17 protein-coding genes and 1 riboswitch are annotated in these 20,178 nt (G+C 36.5%); of the genes, 10 read left to right on the top strand and 7 right to left on the bottom strand.

Features of this window, described 5'->3' with window-relative positions:
* Positions 1 to 75 precede the first annotated feature (75 nt).
* Positions 76 to 274, bottom strand: a riboswitch (cobalamin riboswitch).
* A gap of 64 nt (positions 275 to 338) precedes the next feature.
* Positions 339 to 938, top strand: a complete 600-nt coding sequence (locus HND50_14020; GenBank protein NOG46353.1) for a DNA-3-methyladenine glycosylase — start codon at positions 339 to 341, stop codon at positions 936 to 938.
* A 234-nt stretch (positions 939 to 1,172) separates the two neighbouring features.
* Here the strand turns inward: HND50_14020 and HND50_14015 are convergent, their stop codons facing one another.
* The gene (locus HND50_14015) at positions 1,173 to 2,543 is read right to left on the bottom strand and encodes an alpha-amylase (protein NOG46352.1); all 1,371 of its coding nucleotides are present in this window, start codon (positions 2,541 to 2,543) and stop codon (positions 1,173 to 1,175) included.
* Between the two features lie 206 nt (positions 2,544 to 2,749).
* On the opposite strand from HND50_14015, the gene trxB reads away from it, so the two are divergent.
* Together trxB and HND50_14005 are read left to right on the top strand one after the other, a co-directional pair.
* The gene (trxB, locus tag HND50_14010; protein ID NOG46351.1) at positions 2,750 to 3,673 is read left to right on the top strand and encodes a thioredoxin-disulfide reductase; all 924 of its coding nucleotides are present in this window, start codon (positions 2,750 to 2,752) and stop codon (positions 3,671 to 3,673) included.
* 210 nt (positions 3,674 to 3,883) lie between these two features.
* Entirely contained in the window at positions 3,884 to 4,510 is a 627-nt protein-coding gene (locus HND50_14005; protein ID NOG46350.1) for a hypothetical protein, read from the top strand.
* Between the two features lie 117 nt (positions 4,511 to 4,627).
* On the opposite strand, the gene HND50_14000 is transcribed toward HND50_14005, so the two are convergent.
* Positions 4,628 to 7,066, bottom strand: coding sequence for a TonB-dependent receptor (locus HND50_14000; protein ID NOG46349.1), 2,439 nt, complete (start codon positions 7,064 to 7,066; stop codon positions 4,628 to 4,630).
* Positions 7,067 to 7,665: 599 nt separating this feature from the next.
* Between HND50_14000 and HND50_13995 the strand changes: the two genes are divergently transcribed.
* The 4 genes from HND50_13995 to HND50_13980 are packed head-to-tail and all read left to right on the top strand — an operon-like array spanning position 7,666 to position 11,231.
* Entirely contained in the window at positions 7,666 to 8,640 is a 975-nt protein-coding gene (locus tag HND50_13995) for a hypothetical protein (GenBank protein NOG46348.1), read from the top strand.
* Positions 8,630 to 10,135: a sigma 54-interacting transcriptional regulator gene (locus tag HND50_13990; GenBank protein NOG46347.1), complete on the top strand. Its 1,506-nt coding sequence runs from the start codon at positions 8,630 to 8,632 to the stop codon at positions 10,133 to 10,135. The genes HND50_13995 and HND50_13990 overlap by 11 nt, the downstream gene beginning before the upstream one ends.
* Positions 10,125 to 10,592 (top strand): DUF3996 domain-containing protein, encoded by a 468-nt coding sequence (locus tag HND50_13985; protein ID NOG46346.1) that lies wholly within the window; start codon positions 10,125 to 10,127, stop codon positions 10,590 to 10,592. Before HND50_13990 ends, HND50_13985 begins: the two co-directional genes overlap by 11 nt.
* 30 nt (positions 10,593 to 10,622) lie before the next feature.
* A complete protein-coding gene (locus tag HND50_13980) occupies positions 10,623 to 11,231 on the top strand; it encodes a hypothetical protein (protein ID NOG46345.1) in 609 nt (202 codons plus the stop codon).
* A gap of 11 nt (positions 11,232 to 11,242) precedes the next feature.
* On the opposite strand, the gene HND50_13975 is transcribed toward HND50_13980, so the two are convergent.
* The 4 genes from HND50_13975 to smpB form a co-directional block, all read right to left on the bottom strand.
* On the bottom strand, positions 11,243 to 11,908 hold the full coding sequence (locus HND50_13975) for an outer membrane beta-barrel protein (protein ID NOG46344.1): 666 nt from the start codon (positions 11,906 to 11,908) through the stop codon (positions 11,243 to 11,245).
* A 15-nt stretch (positions 11,909 to 11,923) separates the two neighbouring features.
* Positions 11,924 to 13,138 (bottom strand): tyrosine--tRNA ligase, encoded by a 1,215-nt coding sequence (locus tag HND50_13970; GenBank protein ID NOG46343.1) that lies wholly within the window; start codon positions 13,136 to 13,138, stop codon positions 11,924 to 11,926.
* 68 nt (positions 13,139 to 13,206) lie between these two features.
* Positions 13,207 to 13,380: a four helix bundle protein gene (locus tag HND50_13965; GenBank protein NOG46342.1), complete on the bottom strand. Its 174-nt coding sequence runs from the start codon at positions 13,378 to 13,380 to the stop codon at positions 13,207 to 13,209.
* Positions 13,381 to 13,453: 73 nt separating this feature from the next.
* On the bottom strand, positions 13,454 to 13,903 hold the full coding sequence (smpB, locus tag HND50_13960) for an SsrA-binding protein SmpB (GenBank protein ID NOG46341.1): 450 nt from the start codon (positions 13,901 to 13,903) through the stop codon (positions 13,454 to 13,456).
* A gap of 115 nt (positions 13,904 to 14,018) precedes the next feature.
* Between smpB and HND50_13955 the strand changes: the two genes are divergently transcribed.
* A complete protein-coding gene (locus HND50_13955; GenBank protein ID NOG46340.1) occupies positions 14,019 to 14,951 on the top strand; it encodes a DUF2156 domain-containing protein in 933 nt (310 codons plus the stop codon).
* Positions 14,952 to 15,064: 113 nt separating this feature from the next.
* Positions 15,065 to 17,341 (top strand): ROK family protein, encoded by a 2,277-nt coding sequence (locus tag HND50_13950; GenBank protein ID NOG46339.1) that lies wholly within the window; start codon positions 15,065 to 15,067, stop codon positions 17,339 to 17,341.
* Here HND50_13950 and HND50_13945 read toward each other — a convergent pair.
* Entirely contained in the window at positions 17,338 to 18,663 is a 1,326-nt protein-coding gene (locus tag HND50_13945; protein ID NOG46338.1) for a hypothetical protein, read from the bottom strand. The two genes, HND50_13950 and HND50_13945, sit on opposite strands and share 4 nt — an antisense overlap.
* A 341-nt stretch (positions 18,664 to 19,004) precedes the next feature.
* Between HND50_13945 and HND50_13940 the strand changes: the two genes are divergently transcribed.
* On the top strand, positions 19,005 to 20,141 hold the full coding sequence (locus HND50_13940) for a hypothetical protein (GenBank protein NOG46337.1): 1,137 nt from the start codon (positions 19,005 to 19,007) through the stop codon (positions 20,139 to 20,141).
* Positions 20,142 to 20,178 lie beyond the last annotated feature (37 nt).

The following is a 20,178-nucleotide window of genomic DNA, read 5'->3' as shown; positions in this document are numbered from 1 at the left end:
TTCTATGAAAAAAGGATGTTTGACTTTGAAATGAAGTGTAAAGAAAGGTCATCCGGTTCTGCCCTCGAGAACATTTTGTGGATTAAAAATCTCAGCCGGTCTCCTGACTTAAGCTTCATCCTACTCACCCGCCTTCCCGTCCCGAGTCTCATCGGGTTAGTGGCGTGTTTGGGTTTTCGTCTGCTATTACAGTTGCGGGGCAGTGGCGGATTTACACCGCGCTTCCCGTTGCTAAAATTTGTTAATTAATTTTGATGAATGGAATATACAGGTTTGATTTTTTTTTTACAACCTGATTATTATTTAAATTTATTCATTCACAATACCAGGATTATAATTTGAAATTAAAACAGGCTTTTTTTCAAAGGGAAGATGTTGACCAAATTGCCAAAGAATTACTGGGCAAAATATTGGTAACAAATTTTGATGGTCAGCTAACATCAGGGAAGATTGTTGAAACAGAATCTTACGCCGGAGTTACTGATAAAGCGTCTCATGCTTATAGTGGCCGGCGCACAAAACGAACCGAAATTATGTATGGCCCGGCCGGGACAGTTTATGTTTATCTTATTTATGGCATTTATTCGCTGTTTAATATTGTAACCAATAAAAACGATATTCCCCATGCTGTTCTGATCCGTGCGATTGAACCAGTTGATGGGATTAATAAAATGCTGGAGCGGCGAAAAATGGAAAGGGCGAAATATAATTTATCTGCCGGACCGGGATTGTTAACCCAGGCTTTAGGCATCTCTACAATACACAATGCACAAAATGTAATGAATGGAAATATCTGGGTTGAAGACCACGGCTTAAAAATTCATGAAGGTGAAATCATTTCGCGGCCAAGAGTAGGCGTGGCTTATGCCGAGGAAGATGCAAAACTCTTAAGGCGATTTAGTATTAAGGATAATCCATGGGTCAGCAAAGCAAAGTAGTTTTAATATCCCTTTTATCCACTGATTCACACGGATTAGCGCTGATTAAAAACATAAAAGTTTTTTTAAATCCGTGAAAATCTGTGTAATCCGTGGCAAGCATTTATTTGTCATTCAGAACGGAGTGCAACGAAGCGAAGAATCTTTTATAATGAGATCCTTCACTCCACTTTGTTCGCTCAGGATGACACAAGTTTTGGAAATCCGTATTTATCCGTGGTAAAGGTTTGCCTGTCAATTTTTTGCAACAACTTGTTCCCCAACAAAAACACGGTAGGCCCAGGGTTCCAGCTCAAAATCTTCACTGTTTTCGAAAACAACATTTACGCCACTAAACAATTCTTTATAAGAGCCACCCAATAAACCGGAATCTAACTCTATCTCCTTTTGCTGATCGGAAAAATTTAAAACCACAACTACTTTATGCGGATCGGCAATCCGGGCAAAAGCAAAAACATCCTTATCATCCTCAGCATCAATTTTAACCATATTTCCCAGATGCAAAGCCGGATTATTCTGGTACAGATTAAACAGCCTGCTATAAAACTCCCGGAATGTACTCTCCTTCCAGTCTATCTGGTCCTTATCAAAAAACTTTAGCGGTCTGTCCAAACCGGCTTCCTGGCCGCTGTATAAAAGTGGTTTACCCGGAAGTGTAGCTGTTAAAACGGCACTTACTTTTGCAGCATCTCCCAGCCGCTTGGCTACTGTACCGTTCCACGAATTCTCATCGTGGTTGGTTGTAAAACGCATCCGAAAAGCGGACTTTGGGAATAATCTTTCCGAAGCAAGAAGGACGGAATCTATTTGAGTTGAATTGCTTTTACCTTTGGCAATCTTGTTTAATGTGTGAAACATTTTCCAATCATACGTCATGTCAAAAGCACGGTTGTGTAGAAAGGCAGTCTCTGATTCTGCCAGCATAAACACCTGTTTTATAGCATCTAAATCTCGCCGCGTCTGGTCCCAAAAATCCGTTGGAACCAAATCCGCCATATCACAACGGTAGCCATCGATATCGAACTCAGTAACCCAATATTTCATTGCCTTTAGCATATAATTGCGCATATCAAGATTATCATAATTAAAGTCAATCACATCCGTCCAATTCGGATCTGGTAAAGCAAAGTTTCCATTTTTATCTTTTGTATAAAATTCGGGATTGGATTTTGTCAACGGATTATCCCAGGCGCTGTGGTTGGCAACCCAGTCAATAATCACAAACATCCCGGCTTCATGGATTGCTTTTACCAAATCTGCAAACTCTTCCTTGCTTCCAAAATCCGGGTTAATGGCCATAAAATCCCGAACAGAATAGTAACTGCCTAAACTTCCTTTTCTTTTTTCCTTACCGATTGGATGGATTGGCATAAGCCAGATGATGCCTACACCCAAATCCTTAAGCGCAGGTAAATGTTTTTGAAACGCTTTAAAAGTTCCTTCCGGAGTATACTGACGGATATTAACTTCATAAATTGTTTTATTAATACTCCAAACGGGATGGTTAACTACAGATACTGGTCGATAAATTTTCTCTTTTTTCTCTGAGCAAGCGTAAAAAAATGAAATAATTAAAAATAAAATGATTAACTTAGAGGCGTGCATAATAATCCTTAAAGATTGGTTATTTTGACCGCTTGAAGATAAAAGGCTGATGAGACAATTTCCATAATATTTTTATTTCACACCAAAATACTTTTGTGATACTTTTATTATTGTTTTCGTTGTAACCGGCAAAACAATTTCTCATCTACAGAAACAGAAAAAAGAAAAAATCAAATCCCGAAAAGGGAAAAAAAGAGGAGTATAAAATGTCCAACAATCATTATGAAGTACTTGTTCTTGGCTCAGGACCGGCAGGACTTACTGCGGCCATTTACGCGGCACGCGCTGATTTGAAACCACTCGTTTTAGAAGGCCACCAACCTGGCGGACAGTTGACAATTACTACCGATGTAGAAAACTATCCAGGCTTCCCAACCGGAATTATGGGCCCGCAACTTATGGAAGATATGCGCAAACAAGCACAAAATTTTGGAGCTACAACAAAATTTGAACGCGCAGAAAAAGTAGATTTTTCCAAACGGCCATTTACGGTTTATGGCGAACAGGAAACTTACACCGCCGATTCTGTAATCATTTCAACGGGAGCTTCGGCAAAACTTTTGGGCCTGGAATCCGAAACACGATTAATGGGCCGTGGCGTTTCTGCCTGCGCAACATGTGATGGTTTTTTCTTCCGAGATAAGGAAATTATTGTAGTTGGTGGTGGCGATTCGGCCATGGAAGAAGCAACATTTTTAACCAAATTTGCAAGCAAAGTTTACTTGATGCACAGACGGGAAGAATTTCGAGCATCAAAAATTATGGTTACCAAAGCCAAGGCAAATCCTAAGATTGAATTTCTGTTAAACAGCACGATTGATGAAATTGTTGGCGAAGAAAATGTAACCGGTGTAAAAGTTAAAAACACCAAAAACGGCGAAGTTAATGAAATGAAAATTGATGGTGTTTTTATGGCGATTGGCCACGTGCCAAACACCCAAATTTTTGAAATGCTGGATCAGGATGAAACAGGCTATTTGATCACCAAACCTGATTCTACCTACACAAGTATTGATGGTGTTTTTGCCTGTGGTGATGTGCAAGACCATACGTATCGCCAGGCCATTACTGCTGCCGGCTCCGGTTGTATGGCGGCCATTGATGCCGAGCGTTGGCTGGAAGCGCAATAATAAATATTATGATAATTTTCAAAGTGTCTTCAATTTTTTTGGAGGCACTTTTTTTACCTCAAATCATAGCTCCGCAATAATAACCTGAAAAACATAAATCCACTATTTCTTTTACAGTTTAACTTTGTAACTTATGTATGTTTTATTGCACATAATTGAAGGATTGCTGGACCATGCCCATAAACCAGCAGAAACTGACCAGAGGATAATATGGCAAATCGAAAAATATATTGGCTTATAATAGTTTCCATCCTTTTTACGGCCACTTTTTCTTTTGGCCAAAATAAGCAATGTTTGGTTAATGCCTTAACCGTTTCACAATCGGCTTATCTTGATGATCATAGTTATTTGGAGTACTCTATCCCTGATATGGAAACCCTTTCACATATTAGATATACTGCTAATTACGACTCAAGCTATAGTTTTAATATAGGGCTGGGTTATTTAGTTTTTGATTTAGGCTTTACTATGCACCTTTTTACAATTGGAAACAAACCTTTTGTTACCCGTTTCAATATTGGATCAAGTATTGTTGGGGACTATTTTCAGAACATTATTGCCATTGGCTTAGCGGATAACAAGCACTATCAAAGTAATATAAATATTTCTTTTTCTTACCAATGGTTAGGTTGGGGAAGGTTAAGTAGTTGCATTGCGAATACTGAGAATTTTCAAATCAGTGAAACATATTACCATATATATAAAATTACAGAAAACTTCAATATTGGGTTTTCAGCGGGTATTACTCAACGTTTTATAAGAGATTCTTTTGAGAGAAGCAGAAAATATTACAACTTGTTAAATTTTAACCTGTCTATATCTTACAAACTTAAATGAGGTCTTTATGTTTTAAACAAAATTTGGAAACAATGAACCCACATTCTCTTGTAGTCTTGCACAAACAAAGGAGAATGATAAAGGTTGGAATGTTTTTAGCACACCAAACAGGTCTTCTTAGAACTCTTCTCCGCCATTAAAATCTTCTCCATCTCCGCCGCCTCTGTTTCTGTCTTTTTTATTTTGCTGGCGGTTTATAAAATAGCGCACATTTAAAGTAATCTCAGGAAATTCCCGTTCATACAATCGATAGGTATAAAAATCCGTTCCTTTGGAAGTATGTTCGTAATTTGCCGTACCAAACATATCTCTTATTTGCAGTGTGGCAGAAAGCGTTTTGTTAAAGAACTCCTGTTTTAGAGCAAGGTGTGTATAAAAGAATCCCTCTCTCTCGCTTTGAGATGAAACCGATGCACTGTTGTAATTCATATTTAATTGCAGTTGGGCAGATTCCCACAATTTGAAGCGATTATTAAATCGTACATTCCAATTAAAACTTTCCCTGGAAAATGCTTCTTCAAAAATAGCACCTTCGATGCGGTAATTATACAGGTTACCCAATAAATTTACATTCCAATCCTTAACAGGATCAAAGTTGACCATCAGTTCTGTCCCGGATGAATAATCTGTGCCAACATTTTCGGTTGTATGCAAAGTTACAGTTTCATCATAAACAGAGCGCAGGCGTTCTATTTTATTATGATTTATGCGGTAGTAAAATTCCGTGGATAAAACAGTTTTTCCAAGCGCCGCCTGATAACCAGCTTCATAAGAATCTATATATTCGGGTATAATATCAGGATTTCCAACGCGCACATTAAAAGCATCAAACCAGGTTTCAAAAGGTTCAAGGTACCAGCCTCTGGGACGATCGATTCGCCTGGTGTAACTGGCCATTACCTGATGCCCATTTGCAAATTTATAGGATGAGTGAATCGATGGAAAATAATCCCAGCGGTTTAAAGTAAATGTATTAGTCGTTTCAACAAGCTCGATCTTTCGGTCTGTGTATTCTGCCCTGAACCCGAATTGATAGCCGAGCTGTCCAATCTTGGAAGCAAAAAGAGAATAAAGGGCATGCTCGTTACGCTGAGATTTTACATGATTGCTGAATTCATCGTGCAGCTCGTAACGGCCGCTTGTCGGATTGTAGGTTGAATACCCGGTAAGCTCATCGGACAGATCAAGTTCATTCTGGTACCCGGCTTCAAATTTGGTATCCTTGTTCAAAGGCAGGGTATAATCGAGCTTCGCCTGAAATTCTTCGTCCGGACCATCTTCGGTAGTTTTGATGCCGTTGACAATTGCAAAATTATTATCCAGCAATTCCGTATTTGTCGACTCTTTGCTGTCACCTGATTCATACTGGGCTTCGGCCCGGATTAAATGACCGGATTCATTAAATTTATGATCATAACTAGCATAGACTGAATATTCATCTCCACCGCGGCTTCTGAATGTATTGCTGGCCGTATTGATTTTCTCTGGTGCGAGATCAGTCCATTCTGAAAAATTTATATTGGCTATTCGTCTTCGTTCACGGTCCTGAAAATTTCCGCCAAAGGATAAAAAATCCGCAGGACTTAGTTGAATGCCAAGCTCACCACGTACCCGGAAACGGTCTCCTTCACGGTCGGATGTACCTTCGGAGTTTCGAAAAGACGATACATTTTCCTGCGTAGTGATATTCTCTTCCCTTTCATCACCATAACGCGCCCGCTGGCCATATCCGGCATCCATTGTAAGCTGATACTTTCCCGATTTATAATTAAGAATTGCCTGGCCTCCATAGCGGTTTCTGTACCCGCCGTTGCCCTCAACCAAACCATGAAACCCCAACTGTTTATTTTTTTTCATTACAAGATTTATAATGCCCGTGGTTCCTTCTGGATTAAATTTTGCCGATGGATTTGTAATAATCTCAATATTATCAATTGAGGCGGCCGATATCTGCTGCAGGATATCATTCGCTTCCAGAATGGTTGGCCTGCCATCGATTAAGACCGTAAAATTACTACTGCCGCGCAGGCTTACATTGCCTTCAATATCCACGGTAACCGATGGAACATTCTCCAGAATTTCAACAGCAGTCCCGGATGTTGCAGTAATTTGTTCATCAACATTAATTATTTTTTTATCGATTTGATATGTGATTGGCGAGCGCTGCCCCAAAACTTCAATATTATCCGTGCTCAATAAATCGGGCTGGATTATTATTTCTCCCATATCGAAGAGATCGTTTTCTTCTGTGATTTCAATATCTTCCACCTGTTTTATTTTGTAGCCGATGAAGTGAATCTCCATAAAATAAACACCAGGCCCGATGCCGTTTAATTCGAAATAACCATCATCATTGGTAGCAATGCCGCTGGTTTGTTTTTTCGTTTCCGAAGAAAATAAAAGAACATTGGCATATGAAATTGGGTGCTTGCTTTCAGCATCAATAATATATCCATGAATTACATGATCATTCTTTTTATTATTATTTTCAGGATAGATATTTGTGGCAAAAAGGAATAGAAATATTAGGACTATTTGTTTGAATCTTGGGATCATAAATAACAAGCCTTTTTATTGGATAAAAAACAACCCGGAATTCCTGGCTGTAACAAAATCAATTAGTGCTGACACAGCTTAACATTGAGCCGCACAATCTAATAATTTTAACTGTTTTGGCTATTTAAATAATCCTGCAATTTCAATAAGTTTTTATCTCAACAATAACATTTTTTTGGTCTGAGCAAAATCCTGTGCTTTCATTTTATAAGAGTATATTCCACTGGACAAAGTTTGTAGCCATATAATCATCGCTTGTGTAAGTGGTTGTATTTGCAGGTTTTCTATATCGTTTATAAAACAAGAGCCTTCATCTACTAAGATCCATGCCATACCGGATTTGTTAAAATCCTATCTCCCTTGCCTTGAGATCATCAATTTCCCAATCGAATTAACACCAGGTTTTTCCCGAAGCAAAACTTACAAACATGTTTTGAAAAATTCACATGCTTGCTTTAAATAGTCTTAGAATACAGACTCTCCATTCAATATTACTTATGAAAAGAATGTCCGGATTTTTAAAAATTTTACCAGTTGCCAAATCACAATGAATTACATATATTTTTTAATATAATTTTTAGATGATCGATATGATAAATATGAAAAGTATATTTCATCCTTTGAAAAAATCAATTTTGTTATTCTCGGTGGTAATGTGGTCTTGCTTTGGGGATGCTCCCCGTAACAACCCATTAGACCCTGAAAATTCGAATAGTTCAATCTCCAACCTTAATGGACGAGTACTTACCTATCGTGTACCTCATCAACCAATTCAAAATGCTAAAGTAATTTGGAATAATAACCGCTACGTTTTCTCTGATGACAAAGGCAATTTTAACTTTGATGATGTAAAAAAAGAAAATGGTTGGCTGGTATTTGAATCCGAACATTATTTTAACGACTCTCTGTATGTTGACTGGAATGAAATTAAACCTGGAATAGAACAATATCTTAATGCTATTCCAATTTTAAATACAGTCATATTTTACAGCAGTATTGAAAATGGTTACCCTGATCGCCAGGATATTAGTTTAAATTTCAAAGTAGATGTTTTCGATCCGGATAATGATATTGACAGTGTTTTGATAAACAGCAAATCAATGGGAGTAAAAACTTTTTTAGGTTATAACTTAGAAGAAAAGGTTTTTGAAAAAAGCCTGACAATGGGTGAATTAAATATTAATTCTGCTGAAGCTGTAATTGGGCAAGAATTTTTAATTAGTGTCAAAGACAATTTTGGTAATTTAATTCTGCTTACTAAAGAAGTTGTAAAACGAATCATAAAAGAAGAAGTTATTTTAGATAATCTTGAAGGAAGCGACACGCTTTCTGTGACACCTACGCTAAATTGGGACCCCATTGATCCGGGTTTCCCTTTTGAATTTATGGTAGAAATATATTTTGATGAACCCAACCCTCGGGTTGCTTATCGGTTAACCAATATCGCATCTACAATTACATCAATAACTCTGGAAACAATACTTGAAGAGAATCAATATTATTGGGTTGTCTGGGTAATAGACGAATTCGAGAACCGCTCTGCTTCTAAACAGAAACGCTTTTATGCCCGATAAAATCAACTTTACTTCCTCATTAAAATCTCTCCGCGAACTAACTACAGAACAGTATAATGTATTGTATCAGGTTACCCGTTTATTAAATGCACCAGAAATGCATGAACGGCTCATCGAAGAGGCGCTTGATCTTGTCGTATCCGGTATAAACGCAGAGCGTGGGTTATTTGTGCGTTATCTGGACAAATCAAATGATTTCCAGGTAATAGCTGCACAAAATGTTCTTAAAGAGCAAATGAAAGATGTCAGCCACTTTTCATCCGGGGTTTTGCAGGAAGTTATTTCCAAAAGAGAAGCCTGCCTATATCATGATGTTCAAAATGATCCACACATTTCACAATTTGAGAGCATACAGATTCAACAAATTAAATCCATTATAGGCGTACCTGTTTTTTATGGTGAAGCCATTTGGGGTGTTATTCTTGTTGACAGTATAAAGAACCGCCAGGAATTTACAGATGAAAATATGGAATTCCTGCATTTTTTTTCCAGCCTTATTTCACTTGGACTAAACAGGATTGAGCACCTGGAAAAGTTGCAAACCGAAAACCTGCAACTGCGCAACCAACTTGAAGCTTATCAAAACATTCCTCAAATGATTGGTGAAAGTGCGGCAATGAAAAAGTTTTCCGCAATGATTCATCGTGTTGCCCAAACCAATGCTACAGTTTTAATAACCGGGGAAAGTGGTACAGGAAAAGACTTGGCCGCACGGGCCATCCATACTTTAAGCCAACGCAAGGATCAATCTTATATTGCCCAGTTTTGTGGTTCTATCCCGGATACGCTTTTGGAAAGCGAATTATTTGGTTATAAAAAAGGTGCGTTCACCGGGGCAACTACAGATAAAAAAGGGCTGTTTGAAGTAGCAGATAACGGCACCTTTTTTCTTGATGAAATTGCCGACATCTCCATGGCCTTACAAGCAAAACTATTACGGGTTATTGAAAATCAGGAGATAATACGGTTAGGTGCAACTGAGTTTAAAAAAGTGGATGTACGTTTGATTGCTGCCACCAACAAAAACTTAAAAGAACTTTCCAAAACCGGGCACTTCCGCGAAGATCTTTTTTACAGGCTTAATGTTTTTCCTATTAAAATACCATCCCTGAGAGAAAGATCGGGCGATATTGCATTACTTGCCAGATTCTTTATCCAAAAGCATAGCAAAAGTAACATCACGCTTTCTACTGAGGCTTTAAAAACACTCGAATCATACAACTGGCCTGGAAATGTACGCCAACTGGAAAACACAATTCAACGGGCACTTATTTTATGTGATTCCGATAAAATCTATAATGAACATATTGTGATTGAGGATGAAGATAAAAAGTTTGATGAGTATGGCGGAACCTTGCGTGAACTGGAAAAACAAATCCTGTTAAAACGATTGGATAAATTTAACGGTAATCGCACACATACGGCAGAATCACTTGGTGTTTCCGTACGTTGGATTCAGAAACAACTAAAAAAGTTTGAAGAAAATGAAAGTTAATTATAAAACCATTCTTACTTGCTTATTTATTTTTATTATTCTTGGTTCATCTCTTAGCGCAAAAACAGGAAATGAAACCTCAGGAGTTGGAATTATCCTTGGTAATCCAACTGGTTTAAGTTTTAAATTTCTTGATTCAGGCGCAACACATTTTAATGGCGGTTTAAGCTGGTCTTTTAAAAATGAAACCAATCTTCAGATTCATATTGATTATATTTTTAAACGGTTCACTCCAATTTACATTAACAGGGATTTTTCATTAACTCCAACAATGGGTATCGGCGGCCATCTAAAAACAAAAGATTCAGAACTTGGTGTTCGTGTTCCATTTGGGCTGATGTATGAGTTTAGAGAAACACCTTTTGATATGTTTATCGAAATTGCCCCTGCTTTGGATTTAATCCCGGCAACAGATTTTGAATTTAGCATCGCAATTGCAGTGCGTTATTTGTTTTAAATTTTAATAAACCTTATTTTGGAGTTAACTATGAAGCACCTATCCAAACTGCTTTTATCGATTTTGTTGACCCTATCTTCAACTGCCTGTGTTAGCTTTAGTACATTGCAAACTCCAAAAGTTTTAGAAAATGATGAAAAAACCTTTGGGCTTGGAATTACTTCTCCCATCGACCAGGATGAGCTGGTACCAATACCGGAGCTTTATTTGCGTTGGGCTGCGTTTCAGGATATTGATATGGGAGCAAAAGTTACAGGTATTCCTTTTGCATTGGGCGTGATCGGAATGGATATAAAATATCAGGCCTTGACTATCGACTCCTCATTTTATGTTTCATTAGATTTTGGGCTTTCACATTCCAGTGGCGATTTTGGCTCTACGATTGGCTATTCGCCGGCAATACTTTTAGGAAATGAGCGCATTTTCGGCGGGGCAAAACTAATTATTGCAGATATTGAAAATGATGATGGTTTTCTGGGTAGTAAGAAGGGCGAAACTATTGGAACAATTTCTGAAATATTTATTGGTACTTCCATTGGAGACAAATGGCGAATTATGCCTGTCGCAAATTTAATGTTTTCTGATGATTTTAAAGAATCAATATTTCTTGCAACAATAGGATTTGAATACAGGTTTTGAAAAATCAATAATCAAAATATTTCTTTCCTGATGTAATAATTAACTCCTACCGAAAAAATCAGAAAATTGCTTTCATTAGAAAAACGAATTTTATGTGTTTCACTTCCTATGACTGATTTAAGTTCGGATTTTGTTACAAATCTGTCCATTTCAAAAACAACCTGAGGTTCAATTGAAACAAACTCATTCATAAACATCGCCAATCCACCACCAATTACATACCTATCTGAGCTTAGTGAGCTTTTTGTTTGAGAAAGAGTATAACCTGGTTCGCCAATAGTTGGGTCAAAATAAAGCAACTCTCTTTTAGAAGAAAGATCACTTATTGAGTGAGAATAGCTGGCTTTTAAAAATGAGAAAACATTTTCATTCACTGGAAAGAAAAATTGAATGATCGGGCCAAAATAAAGCAAATCACGATCCATTTCCTCTTTCGATATTGATGATGAAGATGATGAAGAGCGGTAGGCTAATTCTAATCCAACTGAAAAATTGTCTATTAAAAAAAATGACGCCTGAGGACTGATGTGCCATTCTGTAATATCAGTTTTACTATCACCCTTGCCTGTACTCCCCGTCTGAAAGCCAAATCCACCGCCAAGCTGGTAAGTGCCTTGTTCAATCTGTCCAAAAGATATCGTTGCCACAGCCAAAAAAATCAGAATCGTTTTCGTCATTATTCTTGCTCCGCATTAGGCTTTTAGAATCCGTACAAATTTTCGTTTTCCAACCTTTAAAACTTTTTCAGAATCATTTGTAATAATCTGAAAAGGATCATTTATCTTTTCACCGTCAATAGAAACTGCCCCGCCCTGAACCAAACGTCTCGCTGCGCCTTTTGACTCAGCCGTCTTTGTAAAAACCATTAAATCAACAATACGCATCTCCGGTTCATCCATTTTCATTTCGGGCATTTCATCCGGCACATCTTTTTTAACAAACAGGTTTTCAAAAGCTTTTTCGGCGGCATCAACCTGTCCTTCACCATGATACATGCGCACAAGTGTCCGGCCCAAATATTTTTTCAAATCACGCGGGTTTACAGAAGCGGTGTCCAGCTGATTTTTAATGTTTACCAACTCTTCCGCATCAACATCTGTGATTAGTTCAAAATAGCGGTAAATCATCTCATCAGGAATGGACATTGTTTTGCCGTAAATTTCATTACCTGGCTCATCAATGCCAATATAATTGCCCGTGGATTTGCTCATACGCTGTTTGCCGTCCAGCCCTTCCAAAACCGGAAGAGTTAAAATGCATTGGGGTTCCTGTTCATATTCTTTTTGAATGCTGCGCCCAATTACCAGGTTAAACTTTTGCTCAGTTGCGCCTAGCTCTACATCCGATTTTATCACAACCGAATCATAGCCCTGCATTAATGGATAGAAAAATTCATGAATACTGATCGGCTGCTGTCCGGCATAACGTTTTGAGAAATCATCGCGTTCAAGCATGCGCGCAACAGTAAATTTCCCTGCCAGGTTCATAACCTGCTCAAAGCTCATTTCCTTAAACCAGTCACCATTAAAACGAACCTGTGTTTTGTCCTCATCCAATATTTTAAAAAACTGATCCTGATAGGTTTTCGCATGGGCCATCACTTGTTCATGAGACAATCGTGGACGTGTACTTTTTTTGTCACTGGGATCTCCAACCATGGCCGTATAATCACCAATAATTACAACGACCTGGTGGCCTAAATCCTGAAAATGTTTAAGTTTGCGGATACCAACTGTGTGTCCCAAATGGATATCCGGAGCGGTTGGATCAAATCCCTGTTTAATAATTAATGGCTTTTCTTTTTTTATGGAGCGCTCAATTTTTTTTACCATTTCATCTTCGGGCAGCACTTCAATTGTTCCCCGTTTGATGAGATCCATTTGTTCATTTAAAGATGGAAATTTCATTTAAACTCCGGTTTGTTTTTGATATTGGATACTGGATTCTTGATACTGGATTCTTGATACTGGATAATTTATTGATTGTGTTGTACCGTTACTGAACTTAAAAATTTATTTAGTTTTTTTCCTAATATCTCAAGTCCTTCATGTAAACTTTTATACAATTTTTCATCGTTTAAAGAGCCTGTTTCAAAAATAGTTTCAAGATGATCGATAGTTTCATCATTTGAAGCTAGAGCATAAATAATAAAACGGAAAACCCACTTTGCTTACAAACTAGTGTCATTTCCAGTATCCAGTATCTAGTGTCCAGCATCAAGGTTAATATCTAATTTTACTTTGTCGATCCTGATCCCGTTTCATATCGCGTTCTGCTATGGAAGCACGTTTATCATATTTTTTCTTACCACGGGCCAATGCCAGGTCAACTTTTACAAGATGCCCTTTAAAGTAAAGTGTCAACGGCACAAGAGTAACGCCTTTTTCGTCGATTTGGCGGCGCAGTTTTTTTAGCTCCATTTTTGATACGAGCAACTTTCGGTCGCGCAATGGATCATGATTTACAACGGTTGACTTAGTGTATTGCGAAATATGCAGATTTATCAGCCATAGCTCATTTTTAACCATTCGGGCATACGCGTCAGTCATATTAGCTTTGCCATCCCGCAGGGATTTTACCTCAGTGCCAACCAGGACAATTCCTGTTTCAATCGTATTAACGATCTCATATTCATGCCGCGCTTTCCGATTGTTTACAATTGTCTTACTCATAAGCCTGTTTGAAAAATTGATGTATGGTTTAAAAAGGGCTAAGTTTACCTAAATAAGCTCAGATGATCAAGATCAGGAATATACAAAAAGTTACTTTTAATTTCTTTGGAAAAATATGAATCTCGAGAACAATTCTCTCTCTTTGGAATTGCCATTAAGCTGGGTTAGATCCAATACCAAACATATTAATAAAACAGAGCAAAAATTTTTAATAAATGGGATAAATTGGGTTAGCCTTGCTGAAATCCCCCGTTATAAAAAAATTAACTCAATAATTTCAAAACTTAAAACGCAATCACCACAAGGTTTAATTATCCGAGGATGCAATCCAAAACTAGAGCGGTTTTTAAAAAGCCTAAATTTTGAATCTTTTGCAGTAGGACAAGAAAGCATTATCGATTTAAATAAAAATGCCTTTGAAAAAAAATCCTTAAAGGAATTAGTAAGACGAGGAGAAAAACAAGGGCGGTTTAAAAAGGTAAAATTGGATTTTGAAAATATTAAACGGTTAAATGCATTAAGAACAAAATCTGCTCATGCAAACAAACCTCAACTTAATAATCTTTTTATAACCCAACCATCGATAAACACAGATATTTTTATATGGGAAAACGCAGGTGGGAATTGGGATGCAGCCATTTCACTATCAAAAACAAATAACTTTAAAATACAGACCGAACTTTTGATTCGTGATAAAAATGCCCCAACCGGTACAATGGAGGCGTTAATCTATTCTACATCTTTATGTCTAAAAAATGATGGCTTTAAAATGTGGAGCCTGGGAGAAGTACCTTTTATTTTTCCTAAAAACTACGACTCTAACTTCAGAGAAAAACTTGTTTCAATGCTTGGCCGCAAATTACCTTTTGCATATAACGCACAAGGTCTTTATGCATTTAAAGACAAGTTTACAACAGAATGGCAACCAATATATATATGCGGATTTCCCAATATATCAATACTGTCTTTATTTCAACTTGCATATTACAGTAACTATATGCGCCTTGCCTGCCACCAGCTTCTTAATAAACTAACTCTAAAAAAATAAAATCAGATATTTGTTTTCTTTAAAGGCCAGTAAAATGCGCCCGAATACACTATTTGTTCATCCGCTTTAAAAGTACATTTCATTACTACTAATTTTCCCAAACTGGGGCTAAAATGAAAACTCGTCAATCTGTAATAGGAGTCAATCTAGAGGTTCCTAATATCCAAATAGGAAAAATCTGTAATAACAAATTAGAAAACCTAATAGAAACTCAAATCGATCAAGGTGAGTCTCAAAAATTTATTTTAAATAAAATTGCTGACCATATCGGCGATTTAATGTCTGAGGATGTCGTTGGCATTGGCATTGGGTTGCCAGGTTTAATAGATCTTGAAAAAAATATTGTAACTGAAATTCACCGTATTCCATCTTGGAAAAACGTTAATGTAAAGAGTTTTTTTGAAAACAAGTTTAATGTCCCTTGCTATATTAATAATGATGCAAACTGTTTTGCCCTGGGTGTAAAATATTTTGGAAAAGGAAATAAGTGTAAAAATGTAATCGGGCTAATTGTAGGAGAGGGTTTTGGTGCAGGTCTTATAATTGATAACAAACTTTTTTCCGGCGGAAATTGTGCTGCTGGAGAATTTGGAATGATTAAATATTTAGACCAAAACGTTGAATATTATTCTAGTGCTTTATTTTTTAAAAATGTACATAAAACCTCATTTACTGAAATTCTAAGAAAGGCGCGAAAGGGAGATAAAAAAGCGCTAAAGATTTTTAATGAATACGGACACCATTTGGGCAGCGCATTGCAAAATATAATTTTATCTGTAAATCCCGAATTAATTATAATTGGAGGGATTGTTAGAGATGGATTTGAGTTTTATAAAAAAGCTATGTGGGGAAAAGTTAATGATACATTTTTTACGCCTTCAACAAAAGGCATCAGGATAGAACCACGAGCATTGCCAAACCTTGCTGTTTTAGGTGCTGCTGCATTGTATTATGACGAGCAACAAGCAAAAGTTCTTGAAATAGAAAAACAGCTTCGTACGCAGGCAGAAAAGGAAATCGAAAATCTTCTAAAAAATGTTGAGGAGGGAATTTTTATAATAAAAAATAGTCTAAAGTTTGGATCACAATACTCTGCTCAATTAGAAACGATTCTTGAATCAAAACGGCTGGCGGACAAAAATTTTATTAATTTTTTAAAAAACAAAATTAGTAATTCGGATATTACCACTACAAAAAACTATCTGGAAATGATGTTTGACGATAGTTTAGATGAGAAAATGATAGAAGAGCTAAACCCTTTGGATCAGATTAAGGTGAGATTTAATGAAAGCGCCAAAGCCAAAGAACTAATGTTTAGTTTTAAACGAATCCGCAATAAGAATATGAAAACCACAGAATTGTTTACAATGGTCAAAGATATAACCAAACAAGTGGAACTGGAAAACAAAGTTAAAGAATCAGAAATAAAAGCTAAGCGGCAAACAGAATGGGTTTTAGCTATTCTTAAAACAGAACCGGTAATGATGCGTGATTTCATCGAAGGAATTCAAAATGAATTTCAGTCAATCGATAGCATTTTTGAGTCTGCCGAACAAAACAAACAATATGAACCTGCATTATTAAATATTTATAGCTCTATGCATTTAATAAAAGGTAATGCCAGTATGCTGGACTTTTCTTTTTTTGCTGATAATGTCCACCAATTTGAAAACAAAATATCAGATGTTCTTTCAAAGAAAAAAATAATGTCAAAAGATTTAATAGAGTTGGTGAATGATTATTCTGAGATTAAAAATGCTGTTTACGAGATAAAAGAGTTTCTGGCCCAGGTAGGTAAATTAAACACTCAAATAAAACCAGAAAGTAATCCTCAGATAGTGAAAAGCCTGGAAAACTTTGTAGATAAAATGGCAAAAGAAAAGAGTAAAAAGATTATATTGCAAAGTGCTAATTTTTTAGAACCTGATATTCCTAAAAGGCTGCAGATATTAGTTAAAGATATTTCAATCCAACTGATTCGTAATTCGGTTGCACATGGTATTGAATCTCCAAAAGAAAGAAATAAAATGGGGAAAGAGGATCATGGAACACTCACTCTTAAATCCAAGAAAAATCAAAAACAATTTTCTTTTTCAATACACGATGATGGCCGTGGTATTCAAATTGATAAACTAAAAACAAAAATGCAGCAAAAGAAAGAATGGAAAGACATTAACCTTGACACTTTACCTGATAATGAAATTTACAAATCGATGTTTTTAGCCGGAATATCTACAAGCGAAAAGACTGACATGAATGCAGGGCGTGGCATTGGATTGGATGCTGTTCTTAAAAAAGTTGAGGGGCATAATGGAACAATTGAAGTAGAATCTAAGCAGAATAAATATTGTAAGTTTTCGATCGTTTTACCGTTATCATCAAATAACTAATAAAGAAAATATTTGCTGACAGAAGGATAAACAAGTTCCAGATAAACAATCTTCATTTCGGTTTTGTCAGCAATCAACTGCACATGCAGGATATCGCCAATTTTTATTTCAGCAGATTTAATCACTCCAAGATTTACATTATCATGAACAGTACGTTGATCAACATTTTTCAACTGGGCAAATCCATCCTGTAAAGCGGAGACTTCAAAATAACCTTCCAGCAATGTGGGATTAGAAGCTTCATTCGACAATAGAAAATCAACATAACTGTAATGCAACTGGAAATTCTGGGTTAAAGAAAAAGTTCTTTTTATTTCCTTAAGCTCATCCTGTTTAAAAATCACAAAAGCTTTGGCAAGTTTCGTATTGCCGTTTTGATCTATATAATCAAACAGCTTTGAAAAGAGACTTTCAAATTGATCAAAATCAACATTGTCATCCAGCAAGAAAACCTGTGGGAATATTAATGAGAAGAATTCTTCGATATATTCAAATTCAAAATCATCCAACCGGTTTACTTCAAGATAATCGTTTAAAAATGCCCTGAATTCTTTTAGCAGTTTTTTAGAAAAAGGTTTTTCAAGGAGATCAAAACTTTCAGTTTCAAAATTAGAGAATATTGCATTTACAGATACATGGTATACTTTCCATGCCTCGGATACGTCGTCATCAAGCTCTTCATTTTCCGGAACAATTTCTTCCCAAACATCTTCATCACCTTGTAAATCTTTTGTAAAAAGATCCGTGGCCAGATCGTTTGGTTTTTCGAGCAATTTAGGCCCATTGGCTTGAGTAAAGGAAATAATATGATCCATTGTAAATGTTGCCAGCTTAATCAGCTTGGGATCTTTTTCGTGTAAAACAACACCCATTTCATAATTATAAAAATCCAACAATGCATCAATAACAACATAATTCATAACATCGTGATATAAACAATCTTCACGGTTTGTGCAAGATGAGGTAATGCCATCAAATTCTGTAGTTACAAAGTTAATGCGTATTTCATTCTCTTCACTGGAAAAGGGTTTGCTAAGTTTATTTGGGCATCCTAAGCTGCAGCCGCCAAAACAATTTTTATCAAGAAAAAGCTGCAGGCCATCACCAATGTTAAATGCAAGTGCAGATATTTCATCACTGCTTAGATAAAAAAGCTCCTCCCGGTCAATTTTCGGAAAAAAGTCTCTCTCTAAAAGCAGACCTAAATCATTTATTAACAGGTAAATAAAATAGTCGAGATATGTTAATTCGTAAACTTCTTTTTCCCATGAGTTTACAAATTCTCTCGCAGTGATATATCCCTTGTTATAATTACTTTGCACTACATTCCTTCAATATTTTAACCATCATAATTTCTACAATTTTTAACTTCTTATCAACTCAAAGTTAGATGAAGTTCATAATATATTCTCGGTCATTAATTAAAGACAAATTAGCCTGTTTAACGTAATGGATAAATTAATAATTCCCTTATTGTCTTTATTTACAATTTGGGTGTATTTATGAAAATAATCTTGTTTATTTCTCTGTTGTCATTACATTTGGAAGCAATGTTTTACTTATGCCCACATTGATTTGGATTTCAGGAATAAAATTCACTTTTCAAACGTAATTAATAAATAACCCTACCCAAATTTAGTTTAATATTTTATAGGAGCCTGGTATGAACTATTTACCAAGATTAAAATGGATTCTATTATTTTCAACAATTGTTTGGTCTTTATCATGTTCTGAATCTTCAACAGGATCAAAACCTTTTACAGTAGACATAAATGATATTTGGATCGACAGTTCCACAGATATGGATCAGGATGGCTATCACTCTACTGTCGATATTGGTTTTAACCTTTCATCAAACCGGAATGCAACACTTGTTGCCATGGTTGGTATTCGTTCGACCGGAGGTCAGGATCCTACATTTTATTTATATAAAACAACCGAGTCTTTTACTCATGAAGGTACTGCGCCATTTACAATTTCGCTTGGAGATGAAGGCCAGGAGATAAGTACCGGCTGTTATGATTTTATTCTTCAAATATTTCTGGCTTCTGATTTAGAAGGATCGAGGGCGGCAATCTCATCGGAAGAAAACAGTGTTTTAGCAAGTATTTGTTTTGAAGAGCATGCCAATGATGAGTCACTGATTATTGCGCTGGAAAATCCTCTTTTTACTCCAATGGAAATTACACTGACAAATTATGGAACTAAAACAGCCAATCCTGGCGAAACGGTTAGTTTTATTATTACAGCGCAAAATCCGGGAACAGTAAATATTACTGCTTCAACTTATGGTAAGACAAGTGTAGGCGATCTAATTGGATCAATGATGGGATGGGATTTCAATTTAGATGTGTCGGGCTTAAGCACAGTTTCACGGCAGCTTGGCTTAACCCAGGATTACATTTTCTATTATGTAAATAACAGCAGTGCAACAAACCTTACACCATTTTGGGTAAACTATGAATCGGTTGAGCAAACAGAAGACAACATATTTTTCCCAAATGACAGCCAGACTTATTCAACCGGGTATTATAGAGCATACGGAAACACAAAAATTGCTGCAGGAATTCAGGGAACCCAAAATATCGTTCTTTGGGATGAGGCTACCCAAAATTTTATACCGTGGACAGAAAATCAATCCGTATTATTGACATATGCGGGAGGGCTGGTTATTCCAAGTTCTGATCCAATATCAAACAAAGGCCCTGTAAAAGCCGCGTCTGCTTTATCAAGAGTACAAAAAAATAAAAATAATGCCGATCAAAAAAATGAGATCATTTACGGGAAAGAAATAAAATAATTTTATTGATCAACCGGAGATCCTTATTCATTTATAT

The organism is Calditrichota bacterium (genome assembly GCA_013112635.1).
Lineage (GTDB): Bacteria > Calditrichota > Calditrichia > Calditrichales > J004 > JABFGF01.
Note: the sequence above shows the minus strand (reverse complement) of the source record. Positions and strands in the feature narration are given on the sequence as shown.

Coding starts and splice junctions, on each gene's coding strand:
- HND50_14005 (NOG46350.1), top strand. CDS start 3,884: ATGGCAAATCGAAAAATATATTGGCTTATAATAGTTTCCATCCTTTTT.
- HND50_13985 (NOG46346.1), top strand. CDS start 10,125: ATGAAAGTTAATTATAAAACCATTCTTACTTGCTTATTTATTTTTATT.
- HND50_13980 (NOG46345.1), top strand. CDS start 10,623: ATGAAGCACCTATCCAAACTGCTTTTATCGATTTTGTTGACCCTATCT.
- HND50_13950 (NOG46339.1), top strand. CDS start 15,065: ATGAAAACTCGTCAATCTGTAATAGGAGTCAATCTAGAGGTTCCTAAT.
- HND50_13995 (NOG46348.1), top strand. CDS start 7,666: ATGAAAAGTATATTTCATCCTTTGAAAAAATCAATTTTGTTATTCTCG.
- HND50_13990 (NOG46347.1), top strand. CDS start 8,630: ATGCCCGATAAAATCAACTTTACTTCCTCATTAAAATCTCTCCGCGAA.
- HND50_13975 (NOG46344.1), bottom strand. CDS start 11,908: ATGACGAAAACGATTCTGATTTTTTTGGCTGTGGCAACGATATCTTTT.
- HND50_14015 (NOG46352.1), bottom strand. CDS start 2,543: ATGCACGCCTCTAAGTTAATCATTTTATTTTTAATTATTTCATTTTTT.
- smpB (NOG46341.1), bottom strand. CDS start 13,903: ATGAGTAAGACAATTGTAAACAATCGGAAAGCGCGGCATGAATATGAG.
- HND50_13970 (NOG46343.1), bottom strand. CDS start 13,138: ATGAAATTTCCATCTTTAAATGAACAAATGGATCTCATCAAACGGGGA.
- trxB (NOG46351.1), top strand. CDS start 2,750: ATGTCCAACAATCATTATGAAGTACTTGTTCTTGGCTCAGGACCGGCA.
- HND50_14000 (NOG46349.1), bottom strand. CDS start 7,066: ATGATCCCAAGATTCAAACAAATAGTCCTAATATTTCTATTCCTTTTT.
- HND50_13955 (NOG46340.1), top strand. CDS start 14,019: ATGAATCTCGAGAACAATTCTCTCTCTTTGGAATTGCCATTAAGCTGG.
- HND50_13940 (NOG46337.1), top strand. CDS start 19,005: ATGAACTATTTACCAAGATTAAAATGGATTCTATTATTTTCAACAATT.